Source organism: Bacillus cereus group sp. MG9 (assembly GCF_040459995.1).
Classification (GTDB): Bacteria; Bacillota; Bacilli; order Bacillales; family Bacillaceae_G; genus Bacillus_A; species Bacillus_A mycoides.
In genome coordinates, this window is record NZ_JARVHC010000002.1 from 81,842 (window position 1) to 100,944 (window position 19,103).

Consider the following 19,103-nt stretch of genomic DNA (forward strand, 5'->3'; position numbering starts at 1 on the left):
AATTATTTACCCTCCACTTTCTCTAACGTATTTTCAAATTTTTTCATAGAGTTAATTGAAAACTTGTTATCTTTATTTACTAAATTTAAGTCATATGTGTATGTGTACTCTAAGCTGCTATCGTTGTCTTTTAATTTTGCATCAACTAAGACTTTATAACCTTTATCTTTATCTTCATAAATACGAAGGTTTTCTAATTTGCTAAATGTCATAATGCCTTTAAGTCCGTTTGATATATTACTTTTTTCAAAGTAATAAGCAATTTCTTCTGGTGTTCCTTCTGTGTAGACTTTAAATACAGATTGTAAAAATTGTTCTACTTTTTTCACTTCTGCATCGTCATTAATTTCTCGTCCTTCTGGTTTGAATGTAGCTACTTTGTATAGAGCCTTTTCTTTCTCTCCATGGACGATAGTAGGGTTATTAGGAACTACCATTTTGCCTTTCTCCATTAAAATAGGAATAGAAAAGTACCTTGTAACTTCTTTAGGTTCTTTTGATGTATCTGGGGCTTGAGTCGTTCCAGGAGCAGGATTATTTACAGGTTCTAGCTTCTGAATGATTTTCAATGTAACTTCTGCTTCATTTCCTTTTTGACGGACTTCTACTGCTTCCGACTTAACTAAAGTACTAGAAGCATTCTTTAAAGTATCTCTATTTAATCCTCCTTGCTCATCGGATCCTTCAACTAAATATTTTTCTAATCGTTTTTTCCGCGCTTCAGCTACATTCATATCAACCTTCCAGTTAAAATAATCAGCGGCAAAACTATTCGCATATGCAATTAATTCTGCTTCTGACATTTTAATTTTTACGGGTTCCTCCTTCTTTTCTTGAACAGCTACTGCTCTAGGAGGACCGGCAAGTTGGATAAATGAAAGGGAGCTTCCTGCAAACACGAATCCCATCACACACCAAAATGTAACCTTACCTACTTTTTTCCCTGTAATAGCTGGAACTTTCTCCCTTGTTTTTCGTTTCTTCTTTTCTTTAAGCGCTTCTGAATTTTCTTGTTGCATATCTAATATTTCAGTTGTTTTATTCTTTGCTTTTTTAAAAAATGTAAATTTCTTTTTTTCGGAGTTTTTCTGGGATTTCTTTTTTACCATGTCCTCACCTCTCTTATTAAATGGTTAGGAAATTACAAATTTTATTGTAATTTCCATTAATCAACTATCTACTTTAAGTATGATTTACTTTTTTCGGAAATCTAAGAGAATATAAAAAAAAAATTATATTTTATATCAAAGTTTTTTAGGAATGATTAATACTAAATAAAATGTTTATTACAGTACATAAAAAAAACAATTCCATTAAGAAATGAAATTGGTTTTACACAGAACCTATTCTCTATAGTAAGCATTAAACAATATTAAAACCTAATATAATATATATCTTTAATATATATAAAGAAAAAAGATAATACTTTTATACAGAGGGAAAATAGTGTTAAAACATTGCTGTGTTAAGGGTTCATAATTATTCTAGCCACAAAAAATCATAAAAAGTAAATACTGGGAACGTACTTAATGAGCTGGATGATGATTAAAAACTACAAAATATCGTAAAGTAGGTATATAAAAACTACATATAATCATCGTTAATTTGATGCGAGTGAATGAATAAATAATAAATGCAAATTTCGCTGACTTACGAACAAACTTTCCACATTTCTTAAAAACTACACACAATTTATTAACAAATTGGTCATAGTTAGGAACAGAATCCACTTTTTAAACATAACTAACAGAATTTTTTCTGATTTTAAGTAGATTTAGAGGTAGAACATGATAAGAACAGTACTTATGGCTATATATTATACACATCAGATCAAATTTATTAAGATATCAACAGAAAAACAATAAATATTTCTGTTTTTTTGTTGATGAAATGATATAAAAAGAATGAATATTCAGATTTAAAATCTTAGAAATTGTGAATATCTCCTCTTGTTTCACGTGCAATGTATGGAATTGCATAAAAAATAGAGAGTCGTGATCATTTAAATTGAAAACTTTCTCTCTGTTTTGTTTGAAGTAATACACTCTATACGTTACCTCCAACACGAATAGCCCTCTACTTTTGTTTTTTTCAAAAATAGAGAGCTGTATCTTTACATTGCTGGAAGCAGCTGATCAACCGTATGTGGTATTTCACTTGTTGAACGGTAATATGCTTCTAAGGACTGTAGAAACTGAATTAAATCAAAGTCTTCAGGGACCTCAATTACACGAATCTTTTCCTTCGGCAATTTATCAATTTTTTCAATGAACAGTTCACGAATATCACCAGGGATTTGATTTCCTTTATGACCACTAGACTTTAAGAGTTCGCGAATTTCAATTTCTAATGCTGTATATGCGTTAATATTTACTCCTTGCTCATAAGCATATTTTCTAAATAGTGATTCCTCTTGATACTGCATGTAATTACGATGGTAAGCATCTATAGTTACAGGTACAGCATATTTCGCATGAAGCAGGTCATGCGCTTTACGGAATAGCTTTTGAACATTTCGTAAAGAGTATATAGCAAAATGAGTACCAAATTTAAAAATGGCCTCTTCCTGATCATGTTTAGGTATATTGTGTGTAATTAAAGGATAAATTCCAGTTTTAGCAGCTGTGTCTAATACACGATATTGAGAAGATTGCTTTAATAATTTACTTAGCGTATAAACAAGCTTTTTCGGATATCCTTCTTGTCGATCAATCATTTCTCGTAAGCCACGAACTACTTGGCGAATTTGACGGTGACAAGAGTGTTTTAAAACGTTAATAAATTGGTTCATATCCTTTGCAAATTCAGCAATATTCATTTCAACTAACAAGTTCTCAATGAATTTAACTTTACGCTTATATGTATCTCGTGGTGTAAATGGATCACGGTATTCTGCTCCTTCTTCTTTCGCGCATAAGAAATCAGGATGTACAGATAAATGCAATGTTGTGTATTGCTTTTTATTCTTTTTCCCTTTTTCTAACTTGCAAATTTTAAATAAAGGAGATCCGGTAGCAGAAAGCTTTGTTTCTAATTCCTCAAGTACAGCACGAATCTGATGTGGGTATTTCTTATGTAGGTAACGATACATACCACCAAAGTGTGTTGAGTTTCCTTGTTCATCAACTTTAAATAAAGAACGTTTCAGGGTAGTTTCGCGTTTCTGCTGCATTGCTACATCCATGAATAGTTTCTTAGCTGCAATGGATAACTCAAAGAATTCTTTGGTAAATACTATCGGGCTGATAAATGTATATGCATTTGCTTTATTTGTTTCCTTATTCATGAAATCAGTTAAGGTAATCTTATATTTACCACTGTACTCATTTTCAATTGTAATGATGTTATGGAAACTTAACTTCTTCAAAGCCACATAAAATTGTGAGTGGTGAATATGTGCAAATGCTTCTTTATAATTTTTATAATCTTCCCAAAGCATGTGGATCGATACATGCGAAAGCTCACCATATGTATTACATTTTTTATGAAGAAATAGAAATACTTCTAAATCAGCATTTGTAATACCATATAGCTTATGTTTTCTGCCCTCATTTTTATCAAATACACTTACTTTATCTAAAACTTTTTTCATTTTCAGTGAAAAAGATGGCTTTGCTTGTTCAACAAACCCCTCTTCATCTGCAATTCGTTCTTCATAGGACATTGACTTCACAATGTCTTCTAAATAAGTATCTTTAAAACTGTAATACTTACCTTCCAAAGCTTCTACTAACTTTTGCCATGATTTAATTGTTACAATTACCGGTGTTGTTGTTTCACCATTCAAACTACGTTTGTTCTTTATAACGAAAGGTTTTGCCATCTTTTTCACCTCCTTTTATTTTAAGTTGCAGTTTTCCTCACAATTAGGTATAGAATTACATTTTTGATTATATCAAATCGAATGCTGGTGAAATCTGTCCCTTTAAGAGGAAAAACAAAAAAATGAAACGTGCCTCAATCCCTTGTGCGACAAGGGGTTTGACGTTTCATGAAAAAAAGTTTGTTGCCACCATAGGTCTATGAAGTTTAGTAAATATGAAACGTAGTATAAATGGTGGTAAATCCTTATAAACCATTGATTTAATAGGGTTCTTAGCTGATTTCATTTTACAGTTGTAGCCATCATATAGCTATAACGTTTCAAGTTTTGGTTGAATAATAATATTTTGTAAATACCACATAAACGTTGTTATATAGGGGTGTAGCTTTGCTTTTACTTGAAAAGTTGTAGCCATCATACCGCTATAAACGTTTCATTTCATTTCATATTTCCTGCCGTCATATAGCTATAGCGTTTCATGTTTTCAAAACAACTTAACTTATATGAAAAACCGCTGTAACCATTGGTATATAAGGATTTGCGTGAGTTTTTATGATGATAGTTGTAGCCATCATATAGCTATAATGGTTTAATCGAGTTTTCAATCATATTTTATGAAATGGCTTTATATCAACGTTTATCATAAAATCATATAGAATAAAATTTTTTTTAGAAGGATAATAATCAGGGCATGCTCGTTTCATTTTTTAAGAGTTGTAGCCATCATATAGCTATAACGTTTCATAAATTACTAAATTGTAGCCACAATAGAGCTATGTCTAATTAAAGATAGGGAGTTGCAGCCACAATAAGGCTATGTAATTTCAAGTAAAGAGTTATAGCCACAATAAGGCTGTATGATTTCAAGTAAAGAGTTATAGCCACAATAAGGCTGTATGATTTCAAGTAAAGAGTTATAGCCACAATAAGGCTGTATGATTTCAAGTAAAGAGTTATAGCCACAATAAGGCTATGTAATTTCAAATAAGGAGTTGCAGCCATGATAAGGCTATGAGTTTTCAAGTAAGGGTTATAGCCACAATAAGGCTGTATGATTTCAAGTAAAGAGTTATAGCCACAATAAGGCTATGTAATTTCAAATAAGGAGTTGCAGCCATGATAAGGCTATGAGTTTTCAAGTAAGGGTTATAGCAACAATAAAGCTGTATGATTTCAAGTAAAGAGTTATAGCCATGATAAGGCTGTATGATTTCAAGTAAAGAGTTATAGCCACAATAAGGCTGTATGATTTCAAGTAAGAAGTTATAGCCACAATAAGGCTGTATGATTTCAAGTAAAGAGTTATAGCCACAATAAGGCTGTATGATTTCAAGTAAGAAGCAGCTGGTTATAAAGGGTGTAACCTAATGTAGTAAGTTATCTAAGCTGTAGGAAGAAAATCAGTGTAAATAGCTAAATTACTTTTAAAAATTGAAACTGTATTGTAAAGTAGTAATTTTACAAATAGAAACAGTTTTATATAATAAAGACAAGCACAGAAAAAATTAAATGATTCCATAATTAGATTGTATAAGAAAGCTGATACTTGTAAGGACTATTCTGATAATATTTCAACTTCAAGGCTATGTAGCCATCATATAGCTATGACGTTTCACATCTTTAAGATTCAAATTATATTTGTTATTAACATTGTTAGGAGGTATTTAAATATGGAGAAAGTATTAGTATTGTTCAGTGATGCCCTCCTACTTGCTGCTCCAATTTATGAAGAAAATAAGCAGTTATGGGGCAAATGGAATAAATATTATAAAGAAGTACAAGAGAAGCACGATAAATTAGTAACATCTGCTAATATGTCCCCTTCCTTTTCAACGCTTGTTTCTTGGTTAGGTCAGAAACAAGAGCAAGGAGTATCGGTATTGAACATTTATGCCAATCTGGATAAATATAAAATTGAGATTCAAAATGTACTAGATAAGATCATTGAACAAGAATTCGGAGGAAAAGTTGAAGCAGTTGAGCCAACTCAAATTTCAATTTTTGAAGATAGTCAGGTAAAAGAACATATAGAAGATATATCGGATGATTACTATCCTGTAACTAATGATGCAATGTACTATCAATTACGTGATGGAATAGCAAAAAATCATTTTGAGGAAGATGAAGCAGTAGCAAAACCGGTATTGCCATTAGAAACGAAAAATTCAAGTGGAGTTGCACAACTATCCTCACATAAGGATGAGGATTTGAGACTCGTTAACACAAACGAAGCAGAGAGATGGTCCATATTGGTCGATGGAGTAATTAGTAATATGGATGACCTTACAGCAGATTGTTTGGATACCATTACAATCCAGTGGTTAAATCAAGCTAAATCACCAGATGAATTCATAGATTTTAGTTATGAAAACGTATTGGAATTGTGCAATATGCCAAAAGCATCCGCAAATGGTGTAGAGTATTATCGCGCAGAAGATAAGATAAAAATAGCACAACGTATTGCAGCTTTAGCTAGTATCTTTATTTATTTGAATGATGATAATGAAGTTGTAGTATTGAACGATCAAGCAGAAACTGGGAAACAATTCGAAATGAAACGTGAAGTAATCAAAAGGCTGTTCGTACTTGATTCTGTAGTGTTATGGAGAGATAAGAATACTAATGAATACATGGGAATAGAATCCTGTAAGATTAAGCCAGGTAGTTTCTTATCAGGTTATTTGTATGGATCTAATAGTACAACTGCTTTATTGTCGAAAAAAGCATTAGAGTATAATAGCTATAGACACAAGTTTCATAAACGTTTAATACGTTATTTATCCTGGCAGTGGCGAATTCGTCAACAATACAGTACTTTAAAAAGGCCATACTCCATTGGTGGAGAAAAAGGTCTACTATCTGTAATAGGTATTAAAACAACGAAGGGTCGCCCAACTCGAATCCGAGAACAACTGGAAAATGTTTTAATTGACTTAGAAAAAGAAAATGTCATTTCACATTGGGCATATGCAGAAGAATTGGATGAAACAAAGATAGGAGAACGTAATTGGTTTAAGAATTACTATGAAAAGTTGGGAATCATTATCTTACCTCCAAAAGAACTGATGAATAATATAGATAGTATGGTGAAGAAAAAAACAATAGATATGCAAGAGAAGCAGGAAGAACCTTATACTGCAGATACAGTAAAACAAACTACTATAGGATCAGAGGATATGATTCGAGAAAAAATTATGCATCAGCATATGCATCAAAATAAAACAATGCGTGAGATAGCAGATGAAATAGGTTTATCCCCTGCTACGCTATCTAGATTCTGTAATAAAAAAATGAAGCGTATTTCAAAAAGCGTTAATGAAAAACTCAACAAGTGGTATGAGAGACAAATGATTATAGAGTCTATGTAAAAAGAAGCAGATACCTTTAAGAGGTACCTGCTTCTTTTTAGTTTGTTCATTTTCTACATGTATTGCTCCATAATCGCGCTCGATATTGGAATAATTTCTATTTGCTATTCCTAAAAACAGAAACCACGTATTTAATTTCCCCTCCTTTACTTTACGTGAAATTCGTTCAACTACTCGGGGTATACCGAGTGTACTTTTGTACAAAATAAGATTGTTAAACGTTAAATTGAGGAGGGTTTGTATGCAAAATCATAAAAAAGCTATAGAGAAGTCTGGTTCTATTATGAAACCAAATTTTGCAGAAACTGATGCGCAAAAAGTAAAACAAGAAATTCAAAATGATGTAAGAGCAGGACAAGGAGCAATGACTTCCCGAGAAGCTGGGGCAATGCGAGATTAAGAAACCACTCCTTACTGAGTTTTAATTTTCTTCTTTAAAATCTTATTCAGTAAGGAGTTATTCCGTAATCTGGCCCGATTGCTTAATAGGAAAAAATCCTGCACATTAACACAGGATTCTAATCAAGTTTTGCTGTAAGGCCACAATTCTGATTTTGTTTCATAAAAAGTCTTTTTTTCGGAAATATGCATCTTAAAAAATAAGAAGGTATGAGTTTACAACCACACCTTCTTACTGGTAGAAATATTCGTTATATGCATAGCTTATCAATCATAATCAATGTCCCCTTCGATATATTGACTGAGTTTATCCTTAATTGCCGCACTTTCTGGAGTTACTTCTGCCACTTTCCGATTGTGAAGTCGAGAGACCCCTTCCATTTCATCTATAGGTAATGTGTTTTCATCATCTTGAGAAACAGTAGCAGCCATTTGTTGCTGTAACCATTGCATTGTTAAGTTAGATGTTGTATTTTTACCATTGATTTCGGCAGTTTTTTGAATTTCCTGTTCCTGCTGATTATGAGTTACAGTTGATGTGTAAGCAGGCTCTCTATATTGTGGTGTATGCTTCGTCCTTGGCACTTCTATTGGAGTTTCAGTAATAACTGGTGCTTTCTTGATAAGTTCAATAGGCTCTCTATGTTTACTTGTATCTGGTACATTCTCTTTTTGCACATTAATCACTTCATTAATTTTTGTGTGTTCTGTTGTATTAGAAGTAGGAATTGATGCTATAGTTTCCCCTTTTTCAAGTCTTGGAGCAGATTTTCTTGCGTTATCTTGCACAGGTTGATTATTTGTTAATTCATCTTCATTGTCAGTATCATCTTCGTTATTGTAATAATCATAAGTATCAGGATTTAACTTCTGTAACCAACCTTCTATTGCAGTCGGCACTGTTGTAGGTGTACTCAATTCCTCAATTACATTTTCTTCACTATCAACATCTGTATCTGTGACATAATCATCATATTTAATTTCCGCATTCAATGACTCTTCTCGAATTTTCAACCAATAAGCAGCTGCTTCTGCATCAACTTGAATTTTAGCTGTTTTAAACTCAATAGAAGGAACAAAGTTTGCATTTACTTGTATTCCACCTTGTGGGGCGTTATCTTTTACAATTTTAGCAGCACACTGGAATGCTTTTTGAATCAATATATCATTTTCAGATAGAATGGGTACCTCTGTTTTCGAATAAGAGTAGGATGTTCTACGGGTACTTTGTGTTTTCGTTTCAGCTGTTACCATATCAATTTCTTGATCACCTTCACGTGCTTCATAAATTGTTTTCGTACCCATAAGTTTACTAAACAATTTAGCGTCTTCATTAGTAACATCACCATAAACAAGTTTATTACGAAATGTACCTAACAGGATATCCATGAATCTTGGGCCATGTTCAATTGCTAATTGACTAATTGTTTGTGCAATAACAATTAAAGGGGCTTTATATTTACGTGATTGAGCAGGAAAACTTTTAAATGCTTTATAAATGTAATCAGCAAACTCATCGACTAAAACAGGATGGTAAGGAGATACGTTAGGTTTACGACGGAAAACGGCATTCTGCACGGCATACAAACATAATTTACCGAATACATCAGATAGATCAGCAAGTTCCCCTTTCGCAGTATTGATTAAAAGGATGCCTCCAAATTCCAAATGCTTTTCAAAGTCAAAATCTGATGGACCACATAATACACGACGGAGCAGAGGTTGAGCTGAAATATCATTTAATGTGTTTCGTAAACCACGAACGAAGGTTTCTTGTTTATCGATAATCTTTGGCTGCCCATAGTATTTCCCTTCAGTATGATAAACAACTTCCCCTCCCCCACGACCGCCAGAAATTTCAGGCACATAATTTAAATCAAACCATTCATCAACTTGCTTCATTATGCGCCAATGATTTCTCTCATCTCTATCAGGTATAGATTCAATATCATTTGGAAGTCGCCCTTTTAACTTGAGATGCATCTCAAAAACGAGATTAGCATCATTATACATATCAATTAAATGTTCAAATCTAGCTTCAAATTTTGAATCATGAAGTTTTAACAAGTAAATATGTTGTTTAAGATGGGAACGCTCAGATTGAACGAAGAAAGGATTTCCTGCTCCATTATCAGAGAGCCCCGTTAATACTGAACATAACATCTCAGCAACTTTATCAACTGGACCACGTACGAAATTTATTGAAGGGGTATCAGGATTTGTTGGATCTAAATAGAAAATAACATTATCGGGAATCTTGTGTGCCAATACCAAGTTATATACCTTTTCGCAGAAGTCATTAGATGGCTCGATAACTGTAAGACCATTTACCTGCGTTCCTTTTACATCCTCTGAATGATAATCTTTTCTTGCATATAAGGTTTTAAAGTTATTAATCATTGAAGCCATATAGTCAAGAATTTGATTAGCAATTGGTAAACCTAGTGCAGCTGATTTACCTGTACCAATGTTACCGATGATCATTATATTAAGTGTCAAAGACTTGCCCTGTATTACTGCCATCTCCCGTGTAGCGCTGTTAGGACCAAGAAAGATATCGGGTTCTGGCAATTTTGATGGATTTTTTTCAGTAAAAAATCTGTGTAATGAAGTAGCAAGTTTTCGTTGGCGATCATCATTCAAAAAGGAAAGCATCCAACCAGGTATTTTAAACACGTATTCCCATTTACCGAATTCATCTAATAGCTCTTTTTTATGTTCATAAAAAATCTTAAAGAGCCATAAGAGTACGAGAATAATAATAATTACAGGTATAGCAAATACAAGGTGCATGATATTACTAAAATTTGAAAGTATAGTATCCTCTAATCCTTGGTCATTTAGTGAAACTTCTCCAGCTTTTGAATGTAAGAATGGTATGAATATCTTAGCTAATGGAACACTAAACGCCCATAAGTACTGGGCAACAATTCCGATTAACATCATTGAGAAAATAAACCATCTACGTTTTATCTCCTGATAAGTCTTAACCTTAGTTGAGAGCTGCCAAGTATAAATTAAGATCCAAAAGCTAAAAAAAGTTTCAATGTAAAAATGAGTCTCGAACGGATTACCAAAGATACTTAAGGTAGGTAATGGAGCTCCCATTTGAAATGACCAGAAAGAAGCGTACTTATATGTTCCTCTGAAAGCAAAATACCACGCTAGTAGCAGTAGTAATGTAATAACGTAGTATGATGAGCGAGCTGCTAGACGATATTTCCAGCTTTTTGTAATGTCAATTGTGACTGTATAGGATTTTTGTTTGCTCTTTCCTGCTTTTGGATCTTCCCCATTACCTGGTGTTGTATTGAGTTCAGTATTCTTTTGAACTGCATTCTCCAAATTCTTGTTTCACCCTCTCCTTTAACGAATAAAAAGCAGCGGTGAAATTAAGCAATTCAGCAGAAGTAGCCAATAAAATATTCTCTGGTGCTATGGAATTATGATATAAGTCAGTGAAAATGGCCTGCTGCCCATGCTCTAATTCATCCGCTTCATATATCCCCAATATCTTAATTGGGTTTAGTGTTCGGTGTTGATTCTGCATGGCCAACAATCCTGATAATTGTTTTAATTTAAAGTGTGTGTTAACCTCCCCTACTTTTAGTATTGTTAATATACAAACTATTTCTAAGTAATCTAAAGAATTTTTTTCTTCAGCGGGTGATTTTTTTCGTAATACCAAAATGTCATCTGTTAGCTCAAGTAGTTTAGAATGCTGAATTCCTTTCGCTTGAATTTCATTTTTATTAGATATCCACTCTACCGAATAAGGGAAAGAAGAATTTAAGTTTAAACGTTCAGTAACTTTTTTAAACAGATGACTTTTGTTTGAACTATCAATTTCGCGAATTTCTTGAAGAATATTATTTACTACAAGTGCCGAACCTCCCATATTACATACATAAAGGTTTAGGTTGTTCACAACACTTAAACGTGGAATATTACCAAAAGCTTTTTTAAAATTTGTAACACGTGTGGTCCGTTTTTTGTAAGTAGAGATGGTATGGTAGGAATCATCAATAACAGAAAATAAAACATAATACTGCTTAGATGGGTTAGAAGCAGCAATATCGAGATATTTTTTTAATTTATTTTCTAAAAACGGAATGTTTTCTGATCCTGTATCAACTTCAATATTGATAATAGAATCGTTACAAGTAATAACCCAATCCGGAATTATTAATGGGTTTCCTTTTGAGTCAGGATAAAACTCTTTAGATGGACGAAATGAATATACGAGTTGAGGTAGATCTGGTTGGAAGGAAACGGGTTGAAGTTCTGGCTGAAATATTTCGCAGTATTCCTCATCTTCGTACAAAAAGTGGACATCATTTGAAGTGGAATACAGCAGGTTTGGCAACTGTAAGTTTTGCTTCACAATTTTGTTGAGCGGGAATAGATAATCTCCATTACCACCTACAATTGCGCCGGTATGTTCATTAGTTGATTCTGCTTCAAGTAAGTTTAATATAAATTGCGTAATTGCTATATTGTGTTCATATTGCCTTTTCGTAACATACGAGGTGCTACAATCAGAGATCAATTTTAACCGATATAATATTTCAGCCCCTTTTGAAGAAATAGAAACGAAATCCAATGTAAAGCCTCGCTTTTTTCTCACACTTATATTTTCTTTTTTTATTAATTTCATTTTTGCCCACTTAGTTAACTTTGATGAAAATGTAGTTCGACTTATAGGATCCCCACTTATCAATTCATAAAATTTGCGTAATTGAATTTGAGATACTGTTCGCTGTTCATATAAAAATAAAACGGTAAAAATGTCAGAACGATTAAAATAAACTCCACGATCATTTTCCCCGACGATATATTTAACGGCATGATCAAATGATTTTTTCAATTTTAAACACTCCCTTGATATGGAAATAATATACGGAAACTTGCATGAAATCGAGTGCAATTGTCATGAAATAAAAGCAATTAATGTTGGATAAATTAAGCAGTTCAGAACATAAAAATGATTAAAGTATATTTTAACTGAAATTTGCAAAAAAGTAACCCGTTATCCCCTATGAACTCTTGATTTAAAAACACATATTGTATCGTCAGGTGTGAGTAATAAAATTCAATGATATCAAGTAGAAATTTGTTATTAGAGTTCGTCATATATACTTCGACATAAATAAGAGGACATATGACGAACTCTAATGATGAAATAAGGGTTCGTCATGTGTATTTCGTCGTATATGTTGTAGAGTATCAAAAATAGATAAAATATACAGTGAATATACTTTTGCATAGATGAAATTAAGTATTGAACTGAATTTTATTTAATTCTGTAGAGGTAGCTGTTTGTCAGAAGGGAAAATCACATCATAAAAGAAATAAGTTAATAAACATAATAAAGTAAATGAAAATTGTGTATATTTTATATTTTGCATGTTACAATCTGATTTAAGGGGTGAAAAAATGCGGAATTGGAACACTGAATATGGGTTAATAACAAAGATAATACAAAGTGAATTTGAAACGGACTTTCTTTATACCAAAGTAATCAACACATTAAATAACGAATATGAGATAATTCCAATACAGTTTGCAGCTCTAGATCCTTATAAAACGTATAATACCTCACAAGTTAGTAGAATTTTGAGGATAAAATCTAATCAATTAAGATATTTAATCAATAAATACGGTGAATACATCCAATTAATAAAAAAGAGAACTAAATATGTTATTTCATTTAAAGCTGTATACAAGATTTATTTAGTAAATCTATGTTTAAAAAAGAAATTAATTAGTTTGGCTGAGTTTAACAACATCATGACTTTACATGTTAGTTATAGCGATTATATTGATATGAAATTGACAAGTTATACTGAGAAGTTTACAGAACTTAACTACAAAGAGAGCCAATTGAATGAAAATGAATCACAATTTTATGTATTATTCCTGCAAATCTCAGAAATAACTACGGAATTAATAAAAGAAATAACTAAATATAACATGACATTAACATCCCCTTTCCTTTCTGTTGACAACAGAGAGAGAAATGAGTTGGTAAATAAGAAGCGGGATCATGAAGTTATTTTCAATAAACTAAGTGTTTTATATAAAACTTTATAGTTAAAAGAGTAATACTTATTAAGTATTACTCTTTTTTTATAGACTTATTTATACGCCTTATATATAAGTCTTATAAATAAGACGTGTAATGATTTGTGATAATATTATATTGACATGAAATTAATATAAAAGTATATAAATCCTTTATTTATAGGTGTTTATATATAAGTCTTATATATAGTTCGTACATATAGGTTGTATAAGTGTAATAAGCATGATAATAGCATTATATTTTAGGAGTATCATATATTGAAAATATAAATCTAGATAAAATTCTACATAAATACTGTATTCTTATTTAGTATCCGATAGTTATTGTTAGTTATATGAAATCTGATATTAACATGTTCTGTTTACTACGTATATGAACGACTTACATATACGTCTTATATGTTAAATGTTGATATATAAGAGATTAATTCAATTTTAAAACGTACAAGTCTTATATAAGTCTTGTATATAATGACTTTATATAAGACTTATATATAATGACTTGATATACGTCTTATAATGATGTAATATATTTTTAGGAATAATTAACCAACGTTTTAAGGGGGGGGACAACTTGAACGAGGTATTAAGTGAAAAATATAAACAGAACAAATTTACTCAAGAAGTTGTGGAAATGTTCGCAGACATTATTGAAGAAGACGAAATACTGTACAATGTATTTCATTACATAGGATCTCAAGTAAACAAACAATACCAAGAGACAAAGTATATGAGAGGTATTTCAATAAATGAGATAGTAGAAAATGTTGTTATTGATAGGAGAGTAAAGAAACCTAAGGGAAAATCCTATTCGTTAGAAATTGAAAGAACTAATATTTCAAGAAGGTCAGCAGAGGGAAGTGTTGGTACTTTAGCTTCCATGTCATTAATAACAGAAAAGATTATGCATCCGTATAAGTTCTTGATTTCAACAATAAGAGGACAACAAATTTTAGTTGAATTAGAGAGACGTAAAAATAAGTAAAAAGAAAAAAGGAGAGATGTAAAATGGCAAAAAACTTTCTGAAAAACGAAGTTGCGGTAAAAATGACTATGGTTGGTTTTGGGCAAGCTGGAACTAGAATGGTAGATAAGTTTGCTGAGTATAAACATACAGACGGTACAGCAGTTTATAATTGTCTTGCATTAAATAGTAATGACGGAGATTTAGCTGAACTGAAACATGTTCCAAAAAGTAATCAAGTTTCACTAAAATTAGGTGGTTTAGGTAAGAATCCTGAGCGTGCTGTAAAGGTTTTAGAATCTAATGATGAAGCTAAAGATAAATTAAAAGAATTTATAACGGAACGTGTAAGACCATCTGATGAATTAGTGCTGTTTTTTGCAGGTTTAGGTGGTGGCACAGGTACATCTACAATTATTAAAGCAATTGAAGAATTCTCTGCTTTTCATAATAAACCTGTAATCGCGGAAGAACTTAAAAGTATGGCAATGAAAGTTCCTAGAGAAGAATTAATAGCAAATCAACAAAAGTATGCAAGAATTGCATTCAATAATGCAATTGAGCGTAAAGATTTTATTAAAATGGGTATTGTGGTTACACTTCCAGTTAGAGCAGATGGACCTGATGTACTGAGACAAGTAAATAAGTTTTCACAGGAAATTTGGAAGTTAGCTAATGATCCAGCTAAAGGCGTTGCATTTGTTGTATTTGGAGATAACCAACATTTTTATGATGAGTTTAAAGGATTAAACGAAAATGAGAAAAAAGGTATTGCAAACTCACGAGACTATGCAAATCAGCGCATTGGAGATATTATTCATGAGTTAAACACAGCTACAAACGGTTCAGGAACATCAGTAATTCTAGATTCTCAAGACTTTAAACGAATTTTGCTAGAAAAATCAGGATGTTTAGTAATTAATAAGGTTTCACGTAATATGAATCAAATTGAAAATAGTAAAGAAATTGTAGATATGTTCTCAGAATCATTGAAAGGAAGCTCATTCCACCACCCAATTGACCTGATGAAGACAAATGAAAATGGAGATTTAGAGGCATCAAAGGTGCATCATTTTGGCATGTTAGCAATTTTAGATGAACAAAAGAACATTGATGATTCATTTATGGATGATGCTAAAGTAGAAGTAACAAATAAACTCCCAATCAATGGAACTGTTTTTAATGGTTATTTAGTTAGTAAAAATGACTTTATGGGTAGCGTGTATACTTTCTATAAAACAGATGCACTACCATCACGATTATCTAAAGGATTAGTTGAAGAATATAATGAATTTAAAGAAAAACAAAGTCAAATTCAATATACAAAGTCTCAAATTAATACTATTGAAGCGCAAGAATCGGATGATGATTTCAATATTAACTTTGGTGATTACTTTGAATTAGAACCAGTTAAAGATGAAGAACCACAAGCGCAAAATGATGAAGAATTAGCAGCATTTATGGATCCAGATAAGATGTTTGGAACAAAATAAAAAATAAGCCTGGAATTTTCCAGGCTTATTTTTCTGTTTTCATTACACTTTTCATATATTCAATCATGTTCTCATCAATATAGTTTTCTATGAAAAGTTGTTTTCTCGCAAGATCTTCCTCTTTTTTAAACCAACCAACTTTTTTAATACGAGTTTCTTCTGGTTGTGCACTCCACTCTCTTTCAGCTTGCTTTCTTAGCTCTGTACGCGCTCTATGTTGAATTATCATATTATCTAGTCTTTCTTGCCTTTGGCGCTCTTTTAACATTTCAGGGTCTTCTGGTTCAGGGAGTACTGCACGTATAGCATCTTCAAACTTCCCTTGATACTCTAATTCAATGCTTTGTAAATGCATTTGAATCTTTTGCTCTACTATTCTTTCAATAGTCGCTGCAGCTTCCTGCATGTTTAATTGGGTTGAGACTTCACTGGTTTGATTTTCTGGAGAAACTGTTCTTAGTTCAAATTGATGTGGTAAAAGCTCAATAATTGCATCTAGTGACCACTTTTCATCCCTCTTTTGCTTGATAAATAAAGCTATGTCTAAATCCAGTGTGTTATATAACTTTTCATTTGTATTATTGGTTCTTAATGTTCCGTGTAACCCCTTTTCCTCTAGGATATTGAACCAATTGTATACAGTGTTATGATGTCGGCCTACTAGTTTTGAAAACTCTGTTATTCGCCATGCTTTTTCAAAAGCATCTTCATGGCTAGAGTGTGTATTATTTGGCTCAGTATGTTCAGTTGTATTTTGGTTACCTTGTTCAATCATTGTTATACCTCCTTGAAATATAATGGCGACAGTAAAATGGAATTAACATAGAAAGCGAGATTAACATGTTAAGTGTTTTTCGACGATATAAACCTAAACACCTCTATCGATTGACATTCACATGAAATATATCATTGATATGTAAAGTATCACTTATTAACATGACGTTGATAAATAAGGGTTTAAAACTAACTATTGTTAATGTCTTATTAATAATTTGTTAGTCATTAATGGTTATTGTTGCTATGAAATTAACAAATTAGTCTACAATATATTAATGATAAGAAAATATGAGTGATTTGTAAATAAATTATAAAGATATAGTATTAAACTTAAAGACTTAAAAGCTAAAAAATATGTATAAATGTAAAATAAAAAGTCCATACTAATAGTAAGTAAAGGCCTATATTTATTATAACTTATGATACACGGTAGTAGAAAACTAAAAATTGTATAGTTAATTGGTTTCAGTGGGTCTTTAGAATGCACATGAAGGTTATTATAGGTTATTGACGATTGTGACAGTCAGTTTGGATTCAATTTAACAATGTTGTTGTATCAAAGCTGTAAACGCCTTTTTAGGGTGGTTACTGGAATAGTCATATTTGTAGATTTAATTAGAGGTTATTTATTTACTTTTAATGTGTTTAATGTAAACTTACTTTTTCAAGGGATTACCGCCCTTTACAAGTGATCTCCATATAACCAAAATTGATTCATATAATGGCTACTTTTAAATCGGAAGTAATAAAAAGCGATTTATTGTTTTTTATTACTATCAAAATACTTTCAAGAATGATATCTTATCCGGCTTATCCAGTGAATTTTGCTATAGGGAAAAGCCCCTTAATTGATGTAGACTCTCAAAACTCTATTTGTATATATATCCTCAACTTTAGAATCGACAATTGTTAACGTCATGTCGATACGGATTGGTGATAGTTGATATGAAACTATCATTAATTGATAACTAGCCCTATTAACATGTCAATCTCAGGTTATATATCAATTGTATGGGGTTCTTGTTAGTTTCTAGCCACAATTATAGTTCTTTTAGGGTGTTTTCTTTTTTTATTTTTCAATAGAAATCTGTTGTGGTAGATAAACTTTTAACTAATGCAGATTTCGAAGAACCGAGATCTGCATCTATGCGTATTTCAACTATTTAATTGTTAATGTCATATTGATGTTAAACGCAAATTGTTGATATGACATTAACAATATAGACAGCATTTCTCTATACGTATTACTTTTAGACTATATGTCAATGATAAACAAAGGGTGAAAACCATTGAATTGCTGTCGTCATTTATTATTACGATTAAATTTTAACTATGTTTTGATAGTGTCGAAACATTTTTAAGGATAGATCATCACTAGATTCAATTCGAGAAAACCGACACAGAAGAAAATTTTCACCAATATAGATTTTGAAATCTTGAAAGCTATAAACACTTTTCCTTTTTTGACACGTTATTGTTGATGTTATATCAATATCAACTAGAATAATATTGATAACAAAAGAAAACAAGTGCTTAACATGTTAATCTCAGGTTATATATCAATGATAAACAAAGGGAAAAAATCATTGAATTACTGTCATCATTTATTATCCCGATTAAATTTTTAACTGTGTTTTGATGGTGGCGAAACATTTTCTAGGATAGATTGCCACTAGATTCACTTCGAGAAAACTGCCACAGAAGAAAAAATCAACCGATATAGATTTTGAAATCTTGAAAGCTATAAACGTTTCTTCTTTTTTGACACCTTATTGTTAATGTTATGTCAATCTTAATCAAAACGATATCGATAACAAAAGAAAACAATCATCTAACATGTTAATCTCGGTTGACATATCAATAACAAATAAGAGATTAAAAATCGGTTATCTTTTCATCGGTATCAACATGCGATTGATAGTTTCATGGTGTTTCTTTTTTTATGTATTACTAGCGTTGAAACATTTTCAAAGGTAGTTTATTAATTAACTTACTTCCGTACAATCCGTTGTAATGGACTAATGTTCAACTAATATAGATCTTGAAGTTTAGATAGGTACAAACATTTTTGATAAGTGCCTGCTTGTCAATGTTATGTAAATGTTAATCGATGGATACCAGTGATAAAGTTGGTGCGCCTTATTTGATATGTTAATCTCAGTTGATATGTCAATGTCAAATGTGGGTGAGATGTA

General features: G+C 31.7%; 10 protein-coding genes. 5 read left to right on the forward strand and 5 right to left on the reverse strand.

From position 1 onward, the window contains the following. Nucleotides 1-2 precede the first annotated feature (2 nt). A complete protein-coding gene (locus QCI77_RS28215) occupies nucleotides 3-1,109 on the reverse strand; it encodes a conjugal transfer protein (RefSeq protein ID WP_353825853.1) in 1,107 nt (368 codons plus the stop codon). 1,004 nt (nucleotides 1,110-2,113) lie between these two features. After that, a complete protein-coding gene (locus tag QCI77_RS28220) occupies nucleotides 2,114-3,823 on the reverse strand; it encodes a hypothetical protein (RefSeq protein ID WP_353825854.1) in 1,710 nt (569 codons plus the stop codon). A gap of 1,670 nt (nucleotides 3,824-5,493) precedes the next feature. Between QCI77_RS28220 and QCI77_RS28225 the strand changes: the two genes are divergently transcribed. Together QCI77_RS28225 and QCI77_RS28230 are read left to right on the forward strand one after the other, a co-directional pair. Then, nucleotides 5,494-7,191, forward strand: a complete 1,698-nt coding sequence (locus QCI77_RS28225; protein WP_353825855.1) for a helix-turn-helix domain-containing protein — start codon at nucleotides 5,494-5,496, stop codon at nucleotides 7,189-7,191. A gap of 241 nt (nucleotides 7,192-7,432) precedes the next feature. Continuing rightward, nucleotides 7,433-7,591, forward strand: coding sequence for a hypothetical protein (locus QCI77_RS28230; RefSeq protein ID WP_001179369.1), 159 nt, complete (start codon nucleotides 7,433-7,435; stop codon nucleotides 7,589-7,591). A gap of 266 nt (nucleotides 7,592-7,857) precedes the next feature. Here QCI77_RS28230 and QCI77_RS28235 read toward each other — a convergent pair whose 3' ends face one another. Both QCI77_RS28235 and QCI77_RS28240 read right to left on the reverse strand, forming a co-directional pair. Next, nucleotides 7,858-10,935, reverse strand: a complete 3,078-nt coding sequence (locus QCI77_RS28235) for a type IV secretory system conjugative DNA transfer family protein (RefSeq protein ID WP_353825856.1) — start codon at nucleotides 10,933-10,935, stop codon at nucleotides 7,858-7,860. Continuing rightward, on the reverse strand, nucleotides 10,907-12,457 hold the full coding sequence (locus QCI77_RS28240) for a replication-relaxation family protein (RefSeq protein ID WP_353825857.1): 1,551 nt from the start codon (nucleotides 12,455-12,457) through the stop codon (nucleotides 10,907-10,909). Before QCI77_RS28240 ends, QCI77_RS28235 begins: the two co-directional genes overlap by 29 nt. 539 nt (nucleotides 12,458-12,996) lie before the next feature. On the opposite strand from QCI77_RS28240, the gene QCI77_RS28245 reads away from it, so the two are divergent. From QCI77_RS28245 to QCI77_RS28255, 3 genes are all read left to right on the forward strand, one after another. Next, on the forward strand, nucleotides 12,997-13,683 hold the full coding sequence (locus tag QCI77_RS28245; RefSeq protein WP_353825858.1) for a hypothetical protein: 687 nt from the start codon (nucleotides 12,997-12,999) through the stop codon (nucleotides 13,681-13,683). A gap of 565 nt (nucleotides 13,684-14,248) precedes the next feature. Continuing rightward, nucleotides 14,249-14,659 (forward strand): hypothetical protein, encoded by a 411-nt coding sequence (locus QCI77_RS28250; RefSeq protein ID WP_070129382.1) that lies wholly within the window; start codon nucleotides 14,249-14,251, stop codon nucleotides 14,657-14,659. Nucleotides 14,660-14,682: 23 nt separating this feature from the next. Beyond that, nucleotides 14,683-16,131: an FtsZ/tubulin family protein gene (locus tag QCI77_RS28255; protein ID WP_353825859.1), complete on the forward strand. Its 1,449-nt coding sequence runs from the start codon at nucleotides 14,683-14,685 to the stop codon at nucleotides 16,129-16,131. A gap of 25 nt (nucleotides 16,132-16,156) precedes the next feature. On the opposite strand, the gene QCI77_RS28260 is transcribed toward QCI77_RS28255, so the two are convergent. Continuing rightward, nucleotides 16,157-16,906, reverse strand: a complete 750-nt coding sequence (locus QCI77_RS28260) for a MerR family transcriptional regulator (RefSeq protein ID WP_353825860.1) — start codon at nucleotides 16,904-16,906, stop codon at nucleotides 16,157-16,159. Nucleotides 16,907-19,103 lie beyond the last annotated feature (2,197 nt).